Origin of the sequence: Motiliproteus sediminis, assembly GCF_017912535.1 — a bacterium.
GTDB lineage: Bacteria > Pseudomonadota > Gammaproteobacteria > Pseudomonadales > Balneatricaceae > Motiliproteus > Motiliproteus sediminis.
The window spans coordinates 398,498-414,726 of record NZ_JAERQK010000003.1 but is presented as its reverse complement, the minus strand read 5'-3'; the positions used below and the strand labels follow the sequence as shown (position 1 = coordinate 414,726).

Genomic DNA, 16,229 nt, shown 5'->3' with positions numbered 1-16,229 from the left:
TTTTGGGAGGCCGTATTATGCGCTTTTCCCTTATTTCGGGCAAACCACCAAACCTAGACTTTAGAATCAATCTTCAGCGCCCGTTTTATAATCGCTGCGTTGCGCTTACCGGGCCAGCCGTTACAATGCCCGCTGAACCCGCTAGCGAGCCCTTCTGCCCCAATGTCATCACTGCTGCTTTCCCACCTGCCGCCGCAAACAGATACCCAGACCCGCCACCTCGGCAACCTGCCTGACAGCGCCCAAAGCCTGCTGATCGCAGAGGCCGCTCAGGCATTTGACGGTGTATCACTGACGGTTTGCAGCGACTTTGAAGCAGCGGCGCGGCTGGAAGACGAGATCCGCTTTTTCGCACCGCAGCTGAACGTACTCAGCTTTCCCGACTGGGAAACCCTGCCGTTCGATAATTTTTCACCCCATCAGGATATTGTCTCCCAGCGCCTGACCGCCCTGCAGCAGCTGCCGCAGCTCAAGCGCGCCATTTTGGTGGTGCCAGCCTCAACCCTGCTCCACCGACTGCCGCCCAAAAGCTTCGTCAGCGCCAACAGCCTGGTGCTCGATATCGGCCAGAAAATAGATCCACTGCAACTGAGGGACGAACTGACCGAGGCAGGCTACCGCGCCGTGGAAACCGTCTACGAGCATGGCGAGTTCGCGGTACGCGGCTCGATCGTCGACATCTACCCCATGGGCAGCGATCTGCCACTGCGCATCGACCTGTTCGACGACGAGATCGACACCCTGCGCACTTTCGATCCGGAAACCCAGCGTTCGGTCGACCGCCTCGACAGCGTGCGCCTACTACCCGCCAAGGAGTTCCCGCTCAACAAGGCGGGCATCAACCGTTTCCGCCAGAACTGGCGCGACCGTTTCGATGTCGATCCGCGCCATTGCAGCGTCTACCAGGACATCAGCAGCGGCATTGCCCCGGCGGGGATCGAGTATTTTCTGCCACTGTTTTTTGACCAGACCGCCACCCTGTTCGATTACCTGCCGAGCAAGACCCAGCTGTTTACTTTCCCCGGTCTGGAGCGGGCGTGCGAGGAGTTCTGGCGCGAAAGCAACAGCCGGCACGAAAGTCGCGCTCACGACATTCAACGTCCCATTCTGACACCTCAGGAACTATTCCTGCCGGTTGAGCAGCTATTCGCCCAGCTCAAGCCGCTCCCGCGCACCCAACTGGAGCATGGCAGCACCGCACGCCACGGCACGGCATTACCCTTTTCCTCGCTACCGGAGATTACCGCCGACGGCCGGGCCGAGCAGCCGCTGGCCCGACTCGAGCAGCAGCTGCAGAGCCGCGGCGGACGTACCCTGTTCTGCGTCGAGTCCGCCGGGCGCCGAGAAGCCCTGCTCGAACTGCTGGCGCGCATCGGCCTGCGCCCCACGACGGTCAATGGCTGGCTCGGCTTTCTCAACGACAGTTGTCAATACGCTATCACCACCGCACCGGTATCCAGCGGCTGGTGCTGGGGCGATGAACTGCAGCTGATCACCGAAGCGCAACTGCTCGGCCAGCGGGTACTGCAGCAGCGACGTCGTCAGAAAGCCACGGACAACAGCGAACTGATCTTTCGCAACCTCACCGAACTGCAGGTGGGCGCACCGGTGGTGCACGACCAGCACGGCGTCGGCCGCTACCTCGGCATGCAGACACTGGAGCTGGATGGCCAACCCAACGAGTTCCTGACGCTGGAGTACGCTGACGGCGCCAAGCTGTATGTGCCGGTATCCTCGCTGCACCTGATCTCGCGCTACTCTGGCGCCAGCGACACTCTGGCACCGCTGCACAAGCTGGGCAGCGAACAGTGGAGCAAGGCGCGGCGCAAGGCGATGGAGCAGATCCGTGACACTGCCGCCGAACTGCTTGACATCTACGCCCGCCGCGCCGCTCGCAGCGGGCGCGAGTTCACCCTGGACGAGGTGGACTACCAGCAGTTCGCCCAGGGGTTCCCGTTCGAGGAAACCCCGGACCAGGAACAGGCCATCAACGCTGTCATCGCCGACCTGCAGAGCAAGGTGCCGATGGACCGCCTGGTCTGCGGCGATGTGGGCTTTGGCAAAACCGAAGTTGCCCTGCGGGCGGCCTTTATTGCCATCCAGAACGGCCAGCAGGTGGCGATACTGGCCCCCACTACGCTGCTCGCCCAGCAGCACTACCAGACCTTTCAGGATCGGTTTGCCGACTGGCCGGTTCGGGTCGAGGTGCTGTCGCGCTTCCGCAGTGGCGCAGAACAAAACAAAACCCTTAAGGGCCTCAACGAAGGCCAGGTCGATATCGTGGTCGGGACCCATAAGCTGCTCGGCAGCGATATCCGTTTCAAAGACCTGGGGCTACTGATCATCGACGAGGAACACCGTTTCGGGGTGCAGCAGAAAGAGAAGCTGAAGTCCCTGCGCGCCCAGGTCAACATTCTGACCCTTACCGCCACCCCGATACCGCGCACCCTCAATATGTCGATGGCCGGCATTCGCGACCTGTCGATCATCGCCACACCGCCGGCGCGCCGACTCTCAGTCAAAACCTTCGTGCGCGAAAAAGACAAGCCGCTGATCAAAGAAGCGATCTTGCGTGAACTGCTGCGCGGCGGGCAGGTGTACTACCTTCACAACGAAGTCAAAACCATCGACAACCTCGCCGCAGAGCTGCGCGAACTGGTGCCGGAAGCGCGGATCGCCATCGGTCACGGCCAGATGCGCGAGCGAGAACTGGAACAGGTGATGAGCGACTTCTATCACAAGCGCTACAACCTGTTGGTCTGTACCACCATTATCGAAACCGGTATCGACATCCCCAACGCCAACACCATCATCATCGAGCGTGCGGACAAGTTCGGCCTCGCCCAGCTCCACCAACTGCGCGGGCGGGTGGGCCGCTCCCACCATCAGGCCTACGCCTATCTGCTCACCCCCCATCACAAGGCCATGACCGCTGACGCCATCAAGCGACTGGAGGCGATTGAAGCGGCCAATACCCTCGGTGCGGGCTTTACTCTGGCCACGCACGACCTGGAGATCCGCGGCGCCGGCGAGCTGCTGGGTGACCAGCAAAGCGGCCAGATTGAAGGCGTAGGCTACGCGCTCTATATGGAGTTGCTGGAACAGGCCATAGAGTCGATTCGCAAAGGCGAAGCGCCGTCCATGGACAAACCCCTCAGTCACGGAGCCGAAGTGGATCTCAAGCTGCCAGCCCTGATTCCGGAAGAATACCTGCCCGATGTCCACAACCGGCTGATTCTCTATAAGCGAATCGCCAGCGCCAAGAACGCTGACGAGCTCAAAGAGTTACAGGTCGAGATGATCGACCGCTTTGGACTGCTGCCCGAGCCGGTCAAGAACCTGTTCCGGATCACACTGCTGAAGATCCGTGCTCAGGCGCTGGGCATCACCCGGCTGGATGCGGGCCCGAGCAACGGCCGGATCGAATTCAGCGGCGACACCGCGGTCGACCCCTTTATCCTGGTGAAACTGGTACAAGGCCAACCCCAGCGCTATGGACTGGAAGGCGGCAACCGGCTTAAATTCAATCTCGACATGGCCACCAGCGAACAGCGGTTTGACGCACTCGAACGGCTGCTGCAACAACTGACACCCGAGGGGAGATCCGCGTGATACAACAATCAATGGCAGCCGCTACCCTGCTGAGCCTGGCCCTGAGTCTGCCATCCGCGGCACTGGCCAACGATCCAGACCCGGACGCCCAGCCGGCGCCGTGGTATGAGGTGGAGCTGTATATCTTCGCTCAGGCGGACGACAACCTGATGGCAGAATTCTGGGACGAGCGCATTACCGCCCCTCCACCGCCGGAAAACGCCCTGCTGCTGCTCCAACCGGACGAAGACCCCAACCAATCGGCACGTTTTCTGCCGGCCAATCCTGCGGCAGAAACCTCCGCTCTGGCCGCATCGGCAGCCACAATCGCACCACCGCAACCGGCAGCACCACTGTCCGGCGACCTCGCCAGTAGCGCAGCTGTCAGCGCGCCAAGAGTGGTCGACACAACCTTGTATCAGAACGACGCCTACCGCCGCCTGGGTGAAACCCAATGGCAGCTGCCGGTGACCGCACAACGCTGGATCAATCGTGGCTACCAGCCACTCTTTCACGCAGCCTGGCGCCAGCCGGTCTCAGAGCGCGGCCAAAGCCTACCCATCATCGTCTCCAGTGAAGTACTTGCCAGCGACGGCACTCCGGCACTCAGCGGCGTTATTGAACTATCCATCAGCCGCTACCTGCACCTGGACGCCGACCTTTACTACCGGATTCAGACCCCACCGGGCTGGATCTCGATGCGCCCCAAAGGACCCGATGAGCTGGAGCAACCCCAGACATCCAGCAGCGCGGCCTCACTGTCATCATCAGAGATTCTGGCGATCTCGCCGCAGACGTCCGAGCCGACGCCGAGCACGCTGCAACTGGTGATGCCCGAGCCCGGGATATTGACCCTGCGGCTGCAACAGAGCCGTCGGATGCGCTCAGGCGAGCTGCACTACATTGACCACCCGATGCTTGGCCTCATTGCGCGGGTAACCCCCTACGAGCTCCCACAACCGGAACCCGAACCCCTGCTACCAACACCCCGGGAGACAGCCTCCGATGCTGCTACCACACAGCCGGCGCGCTCGGCCGTAGCAGCCGAAAAAGATGAGAAAAACTAACCTGACGGCTGAAAAACTGTCGTTTGCCCAGCGTTATACCAAGGTCTAATATGGCTACCAATCCTGCTTTGCAGGGGGTTTGGACATCAACCTGAAGAGCGTTACCAACCGGGTTACTTTCAGCCGATGCTGAACAATACCCCACAGCGACGAACTTCAGTCCGGCTTGCTCAAAGCCCACGGTGTTCGCTGTCATTGTCGACGGCTTGGCGCTAACGCGCTGTGTTTTATCCTCATCTTTAGGCTCCCTTTCAGGGAGCCTTTTTTTTACTCCTACGCATCACCTGATAAGTCAGCCTGCAGATCTGACCCACACCGCTACGTCGTGAAACGCCGCGCCACCACCAGGCAGAGGCGCGTCGGCCCCCACCAGGGCATTGATACCCACACCGTCAACAAAGTCCCTGCCGGGCCAGATCCCCTCCACAACCACCAATCCAGACGGAACGCGGTCGGTAAAAGACGCGACCAGCAGCACCTCGCCCCGTGTATTTCCAACCCGCACCAAACCCTGATCCGATAACCGATATTCTGCTGCATCACCGGGATTTATCAGCAACTTCGGCTGCTGCTCCCGGGCTCTGGAACTATCCGTCTCGGTGAAGCTGGAATTGAGGAAATGGCGTGCCGGCGGAGTAATCAGACGCAACGGATGACGCTGATCCACCCCTTCATTAACCGGCCAGTAATCCGGCCATTCCGGCATCTGAACCTGCTCTCCGGTCGGCCAGTCGGGCCGTAAGCGAAACCGCCCATCGGGCTGGGCAAAACCATCAAGAAATCGCATCTGCTCCGATGGTAACGAGCAATCAAGCCGCCCCATGCTGTCCAACTGCTCCAGGTCGGGATAGCCCGAGGCCAGCAGCGTTGCATCAATCAACTCGCGCTCGCTCCAGCCACAGGCGACATGCTCCGCGCCCAGCCGCCGCGCCAGCTGATTGATCAGCCAGTGGTTGGAGCGCGCTTCCCCGAGCGGCTCAATCCCTTGCAAACCGAGCTGCAGGTAGGGCTGACCATAACTGGTGTAAAGATCATCGTGTTCCAGAAAGGTGGTGGCAGGCAGCACCAGGTCGGCGAGCAGTGCGGTATCGGTCATGAACTGCTCATGTACGCAGAGAAACAGATCCTCACGCAGCAGCCCTTGCCTTACCCGTGCAGACTCCGGTGCAACGGTGGCGGGGTTGCTGTTTTGCACCAACATCGCCTTGACCGGCGGCCCACCCTGCAAGTCAGCCGGCTCACCCGCTAACACGGCGCCGATCCGGCACATATCAAGTTGACGCACAGGGCGCGCATGATCGGACGCTTCGATCAGGGTTTTATCCAGATGAAACAGGTCCGAAGTTGCCAGCAATGCCCCCCCGCCCCGCTCCTGCCAGGCCCCGGTGAGGGCCGGCAGACAAGACACCGCATGGACGTTAACCGCACCATTGCGTTGGCGACTCATCCCCAGACCGATGCGAATGAAGCTCGCCCGCGCGCGCCCATAAAGCCGGGCGAAATGCTCGATCTCCGCTACCGACAGTCCGGTCAGCGGCGCGGCCCAAGCCGGCGTGCGGTCGATCAGATGCGCTTCCAACCCGGCAGGATCATCGGTATAGCGCGCCATGTACTCACGGTCGACCAGTTGATCGCGAAACAACACATGCATCATCGCCGTCGCCAACGCGCCATCACTGCCCGGTTTCAGCGCAAGGTGCAGATCCGCCTTGTCGGCAGAGTGATTACGGTAAGGATCGACCACTACCAACCGGGCACCGCGCTTACGCGCCAGCGCAATATGGGTCATGGTATTCACCTGCGTTGCCACCGCATTACAGCCCCAGAGCACGATCAGGTCGCTATCAACCAGTTCGCGCGGATCAGTACCACAGATTTTGCCCGTCCCCGCTTTCCACCCTGCGTAGCCAATCGCGGTACAGATGTTAGTGAGCTGGCCGGAATAGCCCATCAGGTTGCGTAAGCGGTTGATGCTGCCGCGTTGCACCTGCCCCATGGTGCCGGCATAAAAATAGGGCCACACCGCCTCTGCCCCCCAGGTTTCAGCAACCTGATTCATCTGTTGCGCCAACAGATCCAGCGCCTGATCCCAACTGATCGGCTTGAATTGCCCACTTCCCTTGGCCCCTGTGCGCCGTAACGGTTGGCGCAGCCGTCCGGGGTGGTGCACCCGCTCCGCGTAACGCGCCACCTTGGCGCAGATGACACCGGCGGTAAAAGGGTTGCTCTTGTCACCGTGAATGCGACCAATGGTGTTGTCGTCACGGCGCTCCACTTTTAGCGCACAGGCCGATGGGCAATCGTGGGGACAAGTCGAAGAAAAGAACGCCGACGTCATGATCAAGCTCCAGAATTAGACCGCGGTAGGTTGAATAACCGCCTCGAAGCTTAGCAAGCGCCGGCGCCGTTAACGAGCAACCGCAACAGGAAAAGCAGAGTGTATGGCAATCAGATCAGCGGCCACTATCGAGCAATAACTGACGAAACTCGGCCGCCGGCAGCGGTCGGCTGAACAGGAATCCCTGCATGGTATCGCAACCTTCAGCGGCGAGGCAGCTCCGCTGCTCGTCGGTTTCCACCCCTTCGGCGACAACCTGTAACCCCAGAGACTGCGCCAGTGCCAAGATGGCGCGGGCAATCGCCATATCGTGCTCGTCACCGGGAATGTCGCGAACAAAAGAGCGGTCGATCTTCAAGGTATTGATGGGGAAACGCTTGAGATAACTTAGCGACGAGTAGCCGGTACCAAAGTCATCCAACGCAACGCGCACCCCCAGCCGCTGCAGTTGCGCCAGCAGCTGTTGGGCGCATTCTGGGTCATCCATCAGCATGCTTTCGGTCAGCTCACACTCCAACTGGGAGGCCGGCAACCCGGTTTGGGACAGCACTTCCGCCACGTGGCGGGTAAGTGAAGCGTCACCAAACTGCCGCGCCGACAGATTGACTGCGATGGAAAGATGCAAACCCAGCTCACGATTGAGGTCTGCCACCTCGCGGCAGGCCTCCGCCAGCGCCCACTTACCCATGCTGCCAATCAGACCGATCTCCTCGGCGGCGGGAATAAAGTCGTTAGGCGGGACCATGCCCCGGACAGGGTGCTGCCAGCGCATCAATGCCTCTGCACCGGTAATCCTGCCACTGCGCAAGCACACCTTCGGCTGGTAGTAGAGTACGAACTCGCCGGCCTCATTGGCGCGCTTGAGATCCAACTCCAGCTCTAGCCGTTGGCGGGCGCGTTCATTCATTTCCGGGGCGTAGAAACGGAAACTATTGCGCTCTTCCGCCGCCCGGAACATCGCCGCTTCGGCGTTAGCTAGCAGGACATCCGCACCGCCCTCTCCGGTTGCGAGCGTAATTCCGATACTGGCGGTCAGAGTGAGGTGATCACTGCCAACTTCGATCGGCTCGGCCAGACACGCCATCAGCTGCTGGGCGCGATGAACGATCTGGCCATCATCAAGATAATCGAACATCAGCCAGGCAAATTCGTCAGCCCCCAGACGGGCGACGGTATCCGCTGGCTGAGACAGATTTTGAAGACGCTGCGCCACGGTCTGCAGCACGGCGTCAGAACCGACCACGCCTAGGGACTGATGAACGATTTTGAAGCGATCCAGATCCAGCACCAAGAGCGCAAAGCGGCGATTGTTGCGACCGGCATGAATCACTGCCTGTTGCAGGCGGTCACGCAGCAAGTTTTTGTTGGCCAGCCCGGTCAGGCCGTCATAGTTGGCCAGTTGTTCCAGCTGACGCTCATAGCTTTTATGCGCGGTAATATCATCGATGACGCTGATGTAATGGGTTGTTTCTCCCTGCTCATCTTTCACCGGAGCGACGGAGAACTGGTTCCAGAACAGACTGCCGTTGCGGTGATAATTGCGCAGCACCACTTCCGCAGGCAAGCGCCCACGCAACGCTGCTTTGAGCTTTTCGAGTTCCGGCTGGCGGCGATCATCGCCTAACAGGAAGCGTCCATTGCGTCCAATGACCTCATCAGCGGGGTAACCGGTAATGGTTTCGAACGCTCGGTTCACATACACGAAGGGATTGTCCGGCAGCGACAGATCCGAGATGGCAATACCGCTACTGGCCGCATCCATGGCCCGGGTTAGCAGACGCATGCGGCTCTCTGCCTCGTAGCGCCCGGTAACGTCGAGCAAAGTACCCACCACAACCGGCTGCCCCAGATATACGGACCGGGCGCCGAACACCTCTATCCGCAGACGCCGCTGGTCAGCGCTCCATCCGATAAGTTCGTAATGCAGGCTATCGAGCTCGCCGTCGATACGCCGACGCAGGTTTTCCGCCACCCGTTCGCGGTCTTCCGGGGCCACCAGCTCCATTACTCTCATGCCAACAATCGCTTCGGGGGTATAGCCGAAGATGGCCGCCAATTGGGGGTTAGCAAACACGAACCGGCCATCCCGAATCATGTAGATACCGGCAACGGAATCCTCGGCGATGGTACGGAATCGCAGCTCACTTTCCTGCAGAGCTTCGCGAATACGATGAGCGCTGATGCCGAAACAGAGGTCTTCGCTCAGCTCTTGCAGCAGCGCTTGCTCTTCAGCATCGAACTGCGCCGGGTCGTCAGCATAGAGGTGCAGCACTCCATAGAGCCCCTGCTCCTCGTTTAGAAAGGGTAACGCCAGGCTGCTGCAGGCCCCTGGAGCCTCAGCCCCGACCGCATCACCATGACGCAGATGCGGCCGCAGACTGCGGAGCACCTGCTCCGAAACAGCAGGATCCGGCGCAAGCTGGCCCGCCCCACCTCCAGACGCCGCCACGTGGGCAACCGGCAACAACAGCGAATCAGCGGATGAGGCCAATCCGATCCAGGCGTAACAGTAACCACCAGCTTCAACCAGTTCTTCCGTGATCCCTACCATAAGTTCGGGCTCGGACCCCGATCGCACCAGGCACTGGTTACACGCCGACAGCAAACGATGCATTCGAACCCGCCGCTGCAGCGCCTGCTGGGATCGGCGCAGGGATGACACATCCTCTTTGATTGCGACGTAATGGGAGATCGCGCCGCGGTCGTCATGAATCGGGGCGATGACTTGGCTTTCAATGAACGTCTCGCCGGACTTGGTGCGATTAACCAGCTCGCCGCGCCATACCTGGCCGGCACTGATGGTCTGCCAGAGATCACGATATACCGCGGAATCGGTAAGGCCACTTTTCAACACGCTGGGGCGCTGACCGATCAGCTCCTGCTGGCTGTAGCCGGTCCGCTCCACGAAGGTATCATTAACGTATTCGACCACCCCGTCAGGGTCGGTAACACAGATGGCCACGGGGCCCTGATCGAGAATCTGGGCCATAACCTTGAGGCGCAGTGAAGAGTGGGCTTTATCCATGCCCGCCCCCCATCACCTGGATGATCTGAAACCGGTGGAACAGGACAACCACAAGGGTCTTCCGGGAAGATAGGAGCATGAGACTCGACACATCAGATTCGCAATCACCGATGCCCGAGGCGTTGAGCCGGCAGACACCGCTTTAATCACTTAAGCATACGTCAGCAGCGCCAAACAGCCAGATCGAACAACGACTTAATTGATTTGTGTCAGATTTACACCACGCAGGGCTAAGAGCGCCCGGAACGAATCAAACCACCCAGTCCGCTCTTTTCGAGAAAGCGGTTGAGCATATCGCGAATCTCCCGTTCATCGGACATCCGCAACGCATTCATCAGCAAGCCTTCCACCTGCGCCCGCTCCACCGAGCGGATAACATGCTTTACCCGCGGCAGGCTGTAGGCATTCATACTCAGCGAATCCACGCCCATGCCCACCAACAGCAAAACCGCCGCCGGGTCCGCCGCCAACTCGCCACAGAGACAAACCTCCAGCCCATGCTCGCGAGCCTGGATCATGACCTGATTAAGCGCACGAATGACACTGGGGTGAAGACGGGAGAACAAGCTGGCGACCTGTTCATTGTTACGATCGACCGCCAACAGATACTGGGTCAGGTCATTGGTGCCGATGGAAACAAAATCCAGCCGCCAGGCAAGGAAGTCCAGAAGATACATGGTCGAGGGTACCTCGATCATCACTCCGACCTGGGGTTTTAGCACCTCAAGCCCATCCTCTCGCAGACTACCGATCGCTTTGTCGAGCAACTGCAAAAAGCTGTCTACTTCACCCACGCTACTGACCATGGGCAGTAGAATTCGCAAGTTATCCATCCCTACCGAGGCGCGCAGCATGGCTCGCAACTGCCCCAGAAAGATCTCCGGGTGATCCAGGGTAAAGCGAATACCACGCCAACCGAGATAGGGGTTGGCCTCGGACACCGGAAAATAGGGTAATGGCTTGTCACCGCCGATATCCAGGGTGCGCATAGTCACCGGGCGAGGATGAAAGGCACCCAACACCTTGCGGTAGACCTGATACTGCTCCTCTTCGGTGGGAAAGGTCTCATGGACCATGAACGGGATTTCGGTACGGTACAAGCCGACGCCCTCGGCACCTTTCTGCAAGCCCGGAGTAATATCAGACAGCAGGCCGGTATTGACCAGCAGTGACAGACGACGTCCATCAATGGTCTCTGCCGGCAGATCACGAAGCTTGTCCAGCGAGCGGTCGAATTCCTGCTCCTGGCGTTGCAAGCGGCGAAACTCTGCCAACAGCGCTTTACTGGGGCGAAAGTGAACCCGTCCTTGATAACCATCGATGATCGCTTGCTGGCCTTTTAGCAGGCGCAGCGGCAGCTCCCCCACCCCCATGACCGCGGGCACGCCCAACGCACTGGCCAGAATGGCTGTGTGCGACAGCGCCGATCCCTGCTGACAGACAATCCCTGCAAGGCGCTCCTGGGGAATGTTGGCGATATCGGACACACTGACCACCTCCCCCACCAGAATGCAAGGCTCACTGTAGTTGGTCACGACCGTTTCAGGTTCAATCAAAAAACGCAGCAAGCGCAGGCCAATATTACGAATATCTTCACCGCGTGCGCGAAAGTAGGGGTCTTCCATCGCTTCAAAGATCGATGCCAGCTCCTCGATCGCCTGCTTCAGAGCGGCAGGCGCAACCAGCCCGCCTTCGATCCGGCTGCGCACTGCGTTTTGCAGATCGGCTCCGTCGAGAATCAGACGGTAGGCATCGAAAATCGCCTTCACATCGCCGGGGGTCTCTTCCATCTGCGCCCGCCCGGCTTCAAGCTCATTGCGCACACCCGTTACGGCATGCTCAAAGCTGACTAGCTCGCTGGCTTTATCCAGCGCACAGAGTTCATCAACCTGACGGAAGCTGAGGGAACCGCCCGGCACCACAATCTTGCCAATACCGACACCGGTGGAGCCGATGGCACCGTTAACGAAGGTATGGGAAGAGGTGTGACTCTGCAGCAAATTAGACACTTTACCGCTGTTGATGGCGTGACTGAGGATGCCCGCCAGGTGCGCGGCGATGGTGACCATAAAGGCTTCATCTTCGCCATCGAACCGGCGTGCATCACGCTGCTGGCCGACCAACACTCCGACCAGCTGACGGTAATGAACGATGGGCGCACCTAGAAAAGCGTGGTACTCGTCCTCATGCGCTTCCGGGAAATAGTGGAAGTTGGGGTGACTAGGCGCGTCTTCGATATTAAGCAGTTGCTCGCGTGCGCCAACCAACCCCACAAGGCCATCGCCGAGCGGCATGCGGATACGGCCGACGGACGCAGGATCGAGCCCCTGAGTACACATCAGCACCAGCTCCTGACTGTCCGCATCCATCAAGTAGATACTGCAAACATCCAGCGCCATCACCTCTTTTACCTGGGTCGATAAAATCCGCAGGATCTCATCAAGAGATGCAGCCGCACTGGCATCTTGAACGATACGCTGTAGGCGGGCCAAACTTGGCATGGGACAGACTCCTTATCACCACCGGTGTCGCAAACGAATCAACAGACCTCTCGACGCAAGTCAGCAGGCGGCGCTCTTAGCCCTAGATCATTAATCAGAATCGCTAAAAAGGAAAGCGGGGCCGACAACCAATCAGCGGCAGACCCGGTTGCGTCCACCGGATTTAGCCCGATACAACGCATTATCAGCCAACTCGCTGATTTCACGCGGTGTTGCCCCATCCTCAGGAACCAGAGCCGCCACCCCGGCACTGATAGTCACCCAATCAGCCGTTGATGACGCTTCATGGGGCAAACCGGTTTGCCGTACCGCTTCGACCATGGCCTGGGCAACGGTTTCAGCGCCCTCTCGCGTGGTTTCCGGCAATATAGCCATAAACTCTTCGCCCCCATAGCGGGCCAGCATATCAGCCGGACGCCGCAAACAACGCGACATCGCCTTGGCCACCTGACGCAGACAATCATCCCCCAACGAATGACCATAGTGGTCGTTGTACGCCTTGAAATGGTCAATATCGATTAGCACCAGTGCCAGGGGCTCGCCATGTCGCCGCAGTCGCAACCACTCCTGTTCCAGCTTGCGGTCACATTCCCGCCGATTGGGCAATTCGGTGAGGTAATCCATGCGCGCCAGCGACGCCAGCAGGGTCGCGCTGCGTTTCATGCGCAAATGCAGGTCCAGCCGGGCCTGACAGACCTTGGCATCGCCAAGATCAAACAGAACATCGGTGGCACCCACGTCAAAACCAGCCAGTTCAATACCGGGGTCACTGGCGTCTGCCAGCAATATCAGCGCGGTATACCGAAACACCGGCAGCGCCCGCAACTCGGAGCAAAACGTCAACGCTTCGTCGCGCGCCTGCTGCGCATCAATTACCACCATGTCCGGTAAACAATCCTGATCCTTGAGCCACTGGTGGGCAGCGGCAAAATCGCTCTGCTGGGTAAACTGGTATGCCGCATCCAGCTCAGTAGTGTTGCAACGCTCCTTGCCCAGATTACCGACCAACAGGATTGCCTGGCGCGGTTTGAGCTCACAGGCGGCCAGACTTTCCGGCGCCAAACCGATCTCCTCTCCGGAGAAAAAATTGGACAACAGGTCGTAGGTTGGAAAACCCAGTACCGGCTTGTCCGCGGCCACCGACACCATCGCCGGCAAGCGGGTATGAAAACGTTCGCCCTCCCACTCCCGTTGCCAGCCAGCCAGCTGCTCAACTACTTGATCGGCAGCAAGATTCGCTTCCGGATAGTCAACCCCTACCGTGCGACAGAGCTGGCCCAGCACCTGCGGGTCGGAGATATTCTCACCACGCTGCCAATACGCACGATAGATACGGGTGCGCAGCTCGGCACGCGGGTGACGACCGATATCCGCGAGCGCCACCAGTAACCGGTTAGCCAGGCGGGTCGATGGGCGAAAATCGGGGGTCACTATGTTCACTTCCGGTGCGCGCTTGCGTACCACGGCCACCTCATTAATGAGCTGGGTCTGGTCCACCAGAGTCGACTTACCGGCATCCGCGGCGGGCATATGTTCGATTCCGCGCCATTCCACCTTGGCGCTTTCACCCATAGCAAGAATGCGCTCGTTAAGCGCAAAGCAAAACGGGCAATTGAAATCGGAATAAAAAACGATCGCTGGGTCAGACACCGGCACTCCCCTGTTTCAGCAACGCATCACGGCCTTCTCTGGCCATCTCATTGAGCCAGTTTAACCGCTGTCGAAGGGGTTACAACCGCTAGCCTGACAAAAGCTGACCGCCATCAACTCCGCATCGATCCGTCATCCGGGGATTAATCGCGTTTGGGCAGCGTCACGGGGAAGGCCGCCACCGATCCTTTGGCGTCCGAGATTTTGCTCACCCCCTCCTTCGCCACTTCGTCAATGCGCACTACTGCGTGCATAGGGATGAAGCTCCGCTTGACGTCCTGAAACAGGTTCTTCAGTTTTTCTTCGCCGGGATCGACCACCACCTGCGACTGCGACCCGAAAACGAGTTCCTCGATCTCGACAAAACCATATAAATCAGAGCTATAGACCGCACGGGCATAGACTTCGAACAACTGGTCCTGATTGACGAACATTACGCGGTAGAGATGTTTGCTGGCCATAGTGTCATTGCTCAGAAAATTTGCGCCATTTTAGGCGCTCCCTCGACGTTATAAAAGCGCCCTTCTCCACCGCTATTACGCGCACGACAGCATTGCTGTCGGACCGGTCGCACGTGGTATAATCAGCCGTTTTACGCTGAGCGGTTATCCGCTCCGCAGAAGCACACAGAGGTTGTTGAATCCATGGCAAAGAAGCTTTACATCAAAACCCACGGCTGTCAGATGAACGAGTACGATTCCTCGCGCATCGCTGACCTGCTGGGGGAAAGCCATGAGATGGAGGTCACCGACAACGCCGACGAAGCGGATATTCTGCTCCTCAATACCTGCTCGATTCGCGAAAAAGCACAGGAAAAGGTATTCCACCAGCTGGGCCGCTGGAAAAAGCTCAAGGAGCAGCGCCCCGAACTGGTCATTGGCGTTGGCGGCTGCGTCGCCAGCCAGGAGGGCGCCGCCATCCGCAGCCGGGCACCCTATGTTGACATGGTGTTCGGCCCGCAGACCCTGCATCGCATTCCCGAGATGGTCGATCTGACCCATCAGGGCCAAAGCGGGTTGGTCGACGTCAGCTTCCCGGAGATCGAAAAGTTCGATCGCCTGCCCGCGCCCAAGGTTGAGGGTGCGGAAGCCTTTGTTTCCGTCATGGAAGGCTGCAGCAAGTACTGCACCTTCTGCGTAGTACCCTACACCCGAGGCGAAGAGGTCTCGCGCCCCTTGGGTGACGTCCTGCAGGAGATCGAGCAACTGGCCGAACAGGGGGTTCGCGAAGTCAATCTGCTGGGACAGAACGTCAACGCGTATCGCGGTGCTACCGGCGATGGTGAAACCGCCGACCTGGCTGAACTACTGCATCTGGTCGCCGCCATTGACGGTATTGACCGCATCCGCTTCACCACCTCGCATCCGATGGAGTTCGGCGATAGCCTGATTCAGGCCTTCGCCGACATCCCCGAGCTGGTCAACCACGTCCACCTGCCGGTCCAGAGCGGCTCCGACCGCATTCTGGCCGCCATGAAACGCGGCCACACCGCGCTGGAGTACAAGTCGATTATCCGCCGGCTGCGCAAAGCCCGACCGGGGATCAGCCTGAGCTCCGACTTCATCATCGGCTTCCCTGGCGAGACCGCGGCTGACTTTGAAGCGACCATGAACCTGATTCATGATATCGGCTTCGACCACTCTTTCAGCTTCATCTATAGCGCCCGTCCCGGCACCCCGGCGGCGGAGCTGCCTGACAGCACCGATGACGACACCAAGAAGCAGCGTCTGGCGATTTTGCAGCAACGCATCAACGGACAGGCAATGGCGATCAGCGAGGCGATGGTAGGCACGGAGCAGCGCATTCTGGTGAGCGGATTCTCCAAAAAAGACCCTGGCAAACTACAGGGACGCACCGAAAACAATCGCGTGGTCAACTTCAGCACCGATGATCCCGAGCTGATCGGCCAGTTCGTAACCGTTCGCATCGACAAGGCCTACCCCAACAGCCTCGCCGGCGAACTGCTGCCAGCGGAACTTGCCGACTAGGCCAGAGCCGAACCATACTGAGAGGCACAGCGCCTGTGTCTCATTGTCTTCCATCGCGAGGTGAGTAGT

General features: G+C 59.4%; 8 protein-coding genes. 3 read left to right on the top strand and 5 right to left on the bottom strand.

The features are described 5' to 3' along the window. Positions 1-162 precede the first annotated feature (162 nt). Positions 163-3,612 carry a transcription-repair coupling factor gene (gene mfd, locus JJQ76_RS08795; RefSeq protein ID WP_210396415.1) on the top strand — a complete coding sequence of 1,150 codons (3,450 nt, stop codon included), beginning with the start codon at positions 163-165 and terminating at the stop codon, positions 3,610-3,612. Continuing rightward, entirely contained in the window at positions 3,609-4,658 is a 1,050-nt protein-coding gene (locus tag JJQ76_RS08790) for a CsiV family protein (RefSeq protein WP_210396414.1), read from the top strand. Before mfd ends, JJQ76_RS08790 begins: the two co-directional genes overlap by 4 nt. A 292-nt stretch (positions 4,659-4,950) precedes the next feature. Here the strand turns inward: JJQ76_RS08790 and JJQ76_RS08785 are convergent, their stop codons facing one another. The 5 genes from JJQ76_RS08785 to JJQ76_RS08765 all read right to left on the bottom strand — a co-directional run bounded on the left by JJQ76_RS08785 (position 4,951) and on the right by JJQ76_RS08765 (position 14,633). After that, the gene (locus JJQ76_RS08785) at positions 4,951-6,996 is read right to left on the bottom strand and encodes a molybdopterin-containing oxidoreductase family protein (protein WP_210396413.1); all 2,046 of its coding nucleotides are present in this window, start codon (positions 6,994-6,996) and stop codon (positions 4,951-4,953) included. A 115-nt stretch (positions 6,997-7,111) separates the two neighbouring features. Beyond that, positions 7,112-10,021, bottom strand: a complete 2,910-nt coding sequence (locus JJQ76_RS08780; protein WP_210396412.1) for an EAL domain-containing protein — start codon at positions 10,019-10,021, stop codon at positions 7,112-7,114. Between the two features lie 230 nt (positions 10,022-10,251). Next, positions 10,252-12,522, bottom strand: a complete 2,271-nt coding sequence (gene ptsP / locus JJQ76_RS08775; RefSeq protein WP_210396411.1) for a phosphoenolpyruvate--protein phosphotransferase — start codon at positions 12,520-12,522, stop codon at positions 10,252-10,254. Between the two features lie 132 nt (positions 12,523-12,654). Continuing rightward, positions 12,655-14,172 carry a diguanylate cyclase domain-containing protein gene (locus JJQ76_RS18235; RefSeq protein WP_210396410.1) on the bottom strand — a complete coding sequence of 506 codons (1,518 nt, stop codon included), beginning with the start codon at positions 14,170-14,172 and terminating at the stop codon, positions 12,655-12,657. Positions 14,173-14,315: 143 nt separating this feature from the next. After that, complete coding sequence (locus JJQ76_RS08765) at positions 14,316-14,633, bottom strand: DUF1820 family protein (RefSeq protein ID WP_210396409.1); 318 nt, start codon at positions 14,631-14,633, stop codon at positions 14,316-14,318. Between the two features lie 183 nt (positions 14,634-14,816). Between JJQ76_RS08765 and miaB the strand changes: the two genes are divergently transcribed. Further along, positions 14,817-16,160, top strand: coding sequence for a tRNA (N6-isopentenyl adenosine(37)-C2)-methylthiotransferase MiaB (gene miaB, locus JJQ76_RS08760; RefSeq protein WP_210396408.1), 1,344 nt, complete (start codon positions 14,817-14,819; stop codon positions 16,158-16,160). Positions 16,161-16,229 lie beyond the last annotated feature (69 nt).

Coding starts and splice junctions, on each gene's coding strand:
- mfd (WP_210396415.1), top strand. CDS start 163: ATGTCATCACTGCTGCTTTCCCACCTGCCGCCGCAAACAGATACCCAG.
- JJQ76_RS08785 (WP_210396413.1), bottom strand. CDS start 6,996: ATGACGTCGGCGTTCTTTTCTTCGACTTGTCCCCACGATTGCCCATCG.
- JJQ76_RS08780 (WP_210396412.1), bottom strand. CDS start 10,021: ATGGATAAAGCCCACTCTTCACTGCGCCTCAAGGTTATGGCCCAGATT.
- ptsP (WP_210396411.1), bottom strand. CDS start 12,522: ATGCCAAGTTTGGCCCGCCTACAGCGTATCGTTCAAGATGCCAGTGCG.
- JJQ76_RS08765 (WP_210396409.1), bottom strand. CDS start 14,633: ATGGCCAGCAAACATCTCTACCGCGTAATGTTCGTCAATCAGGACCAG.
- miaB (WP_210396408.1), top strand. CDS start 14,817: ATGGCAAAGAAGCTTTACATCAAAACCCACGGCTGTCAGATGAACGAG.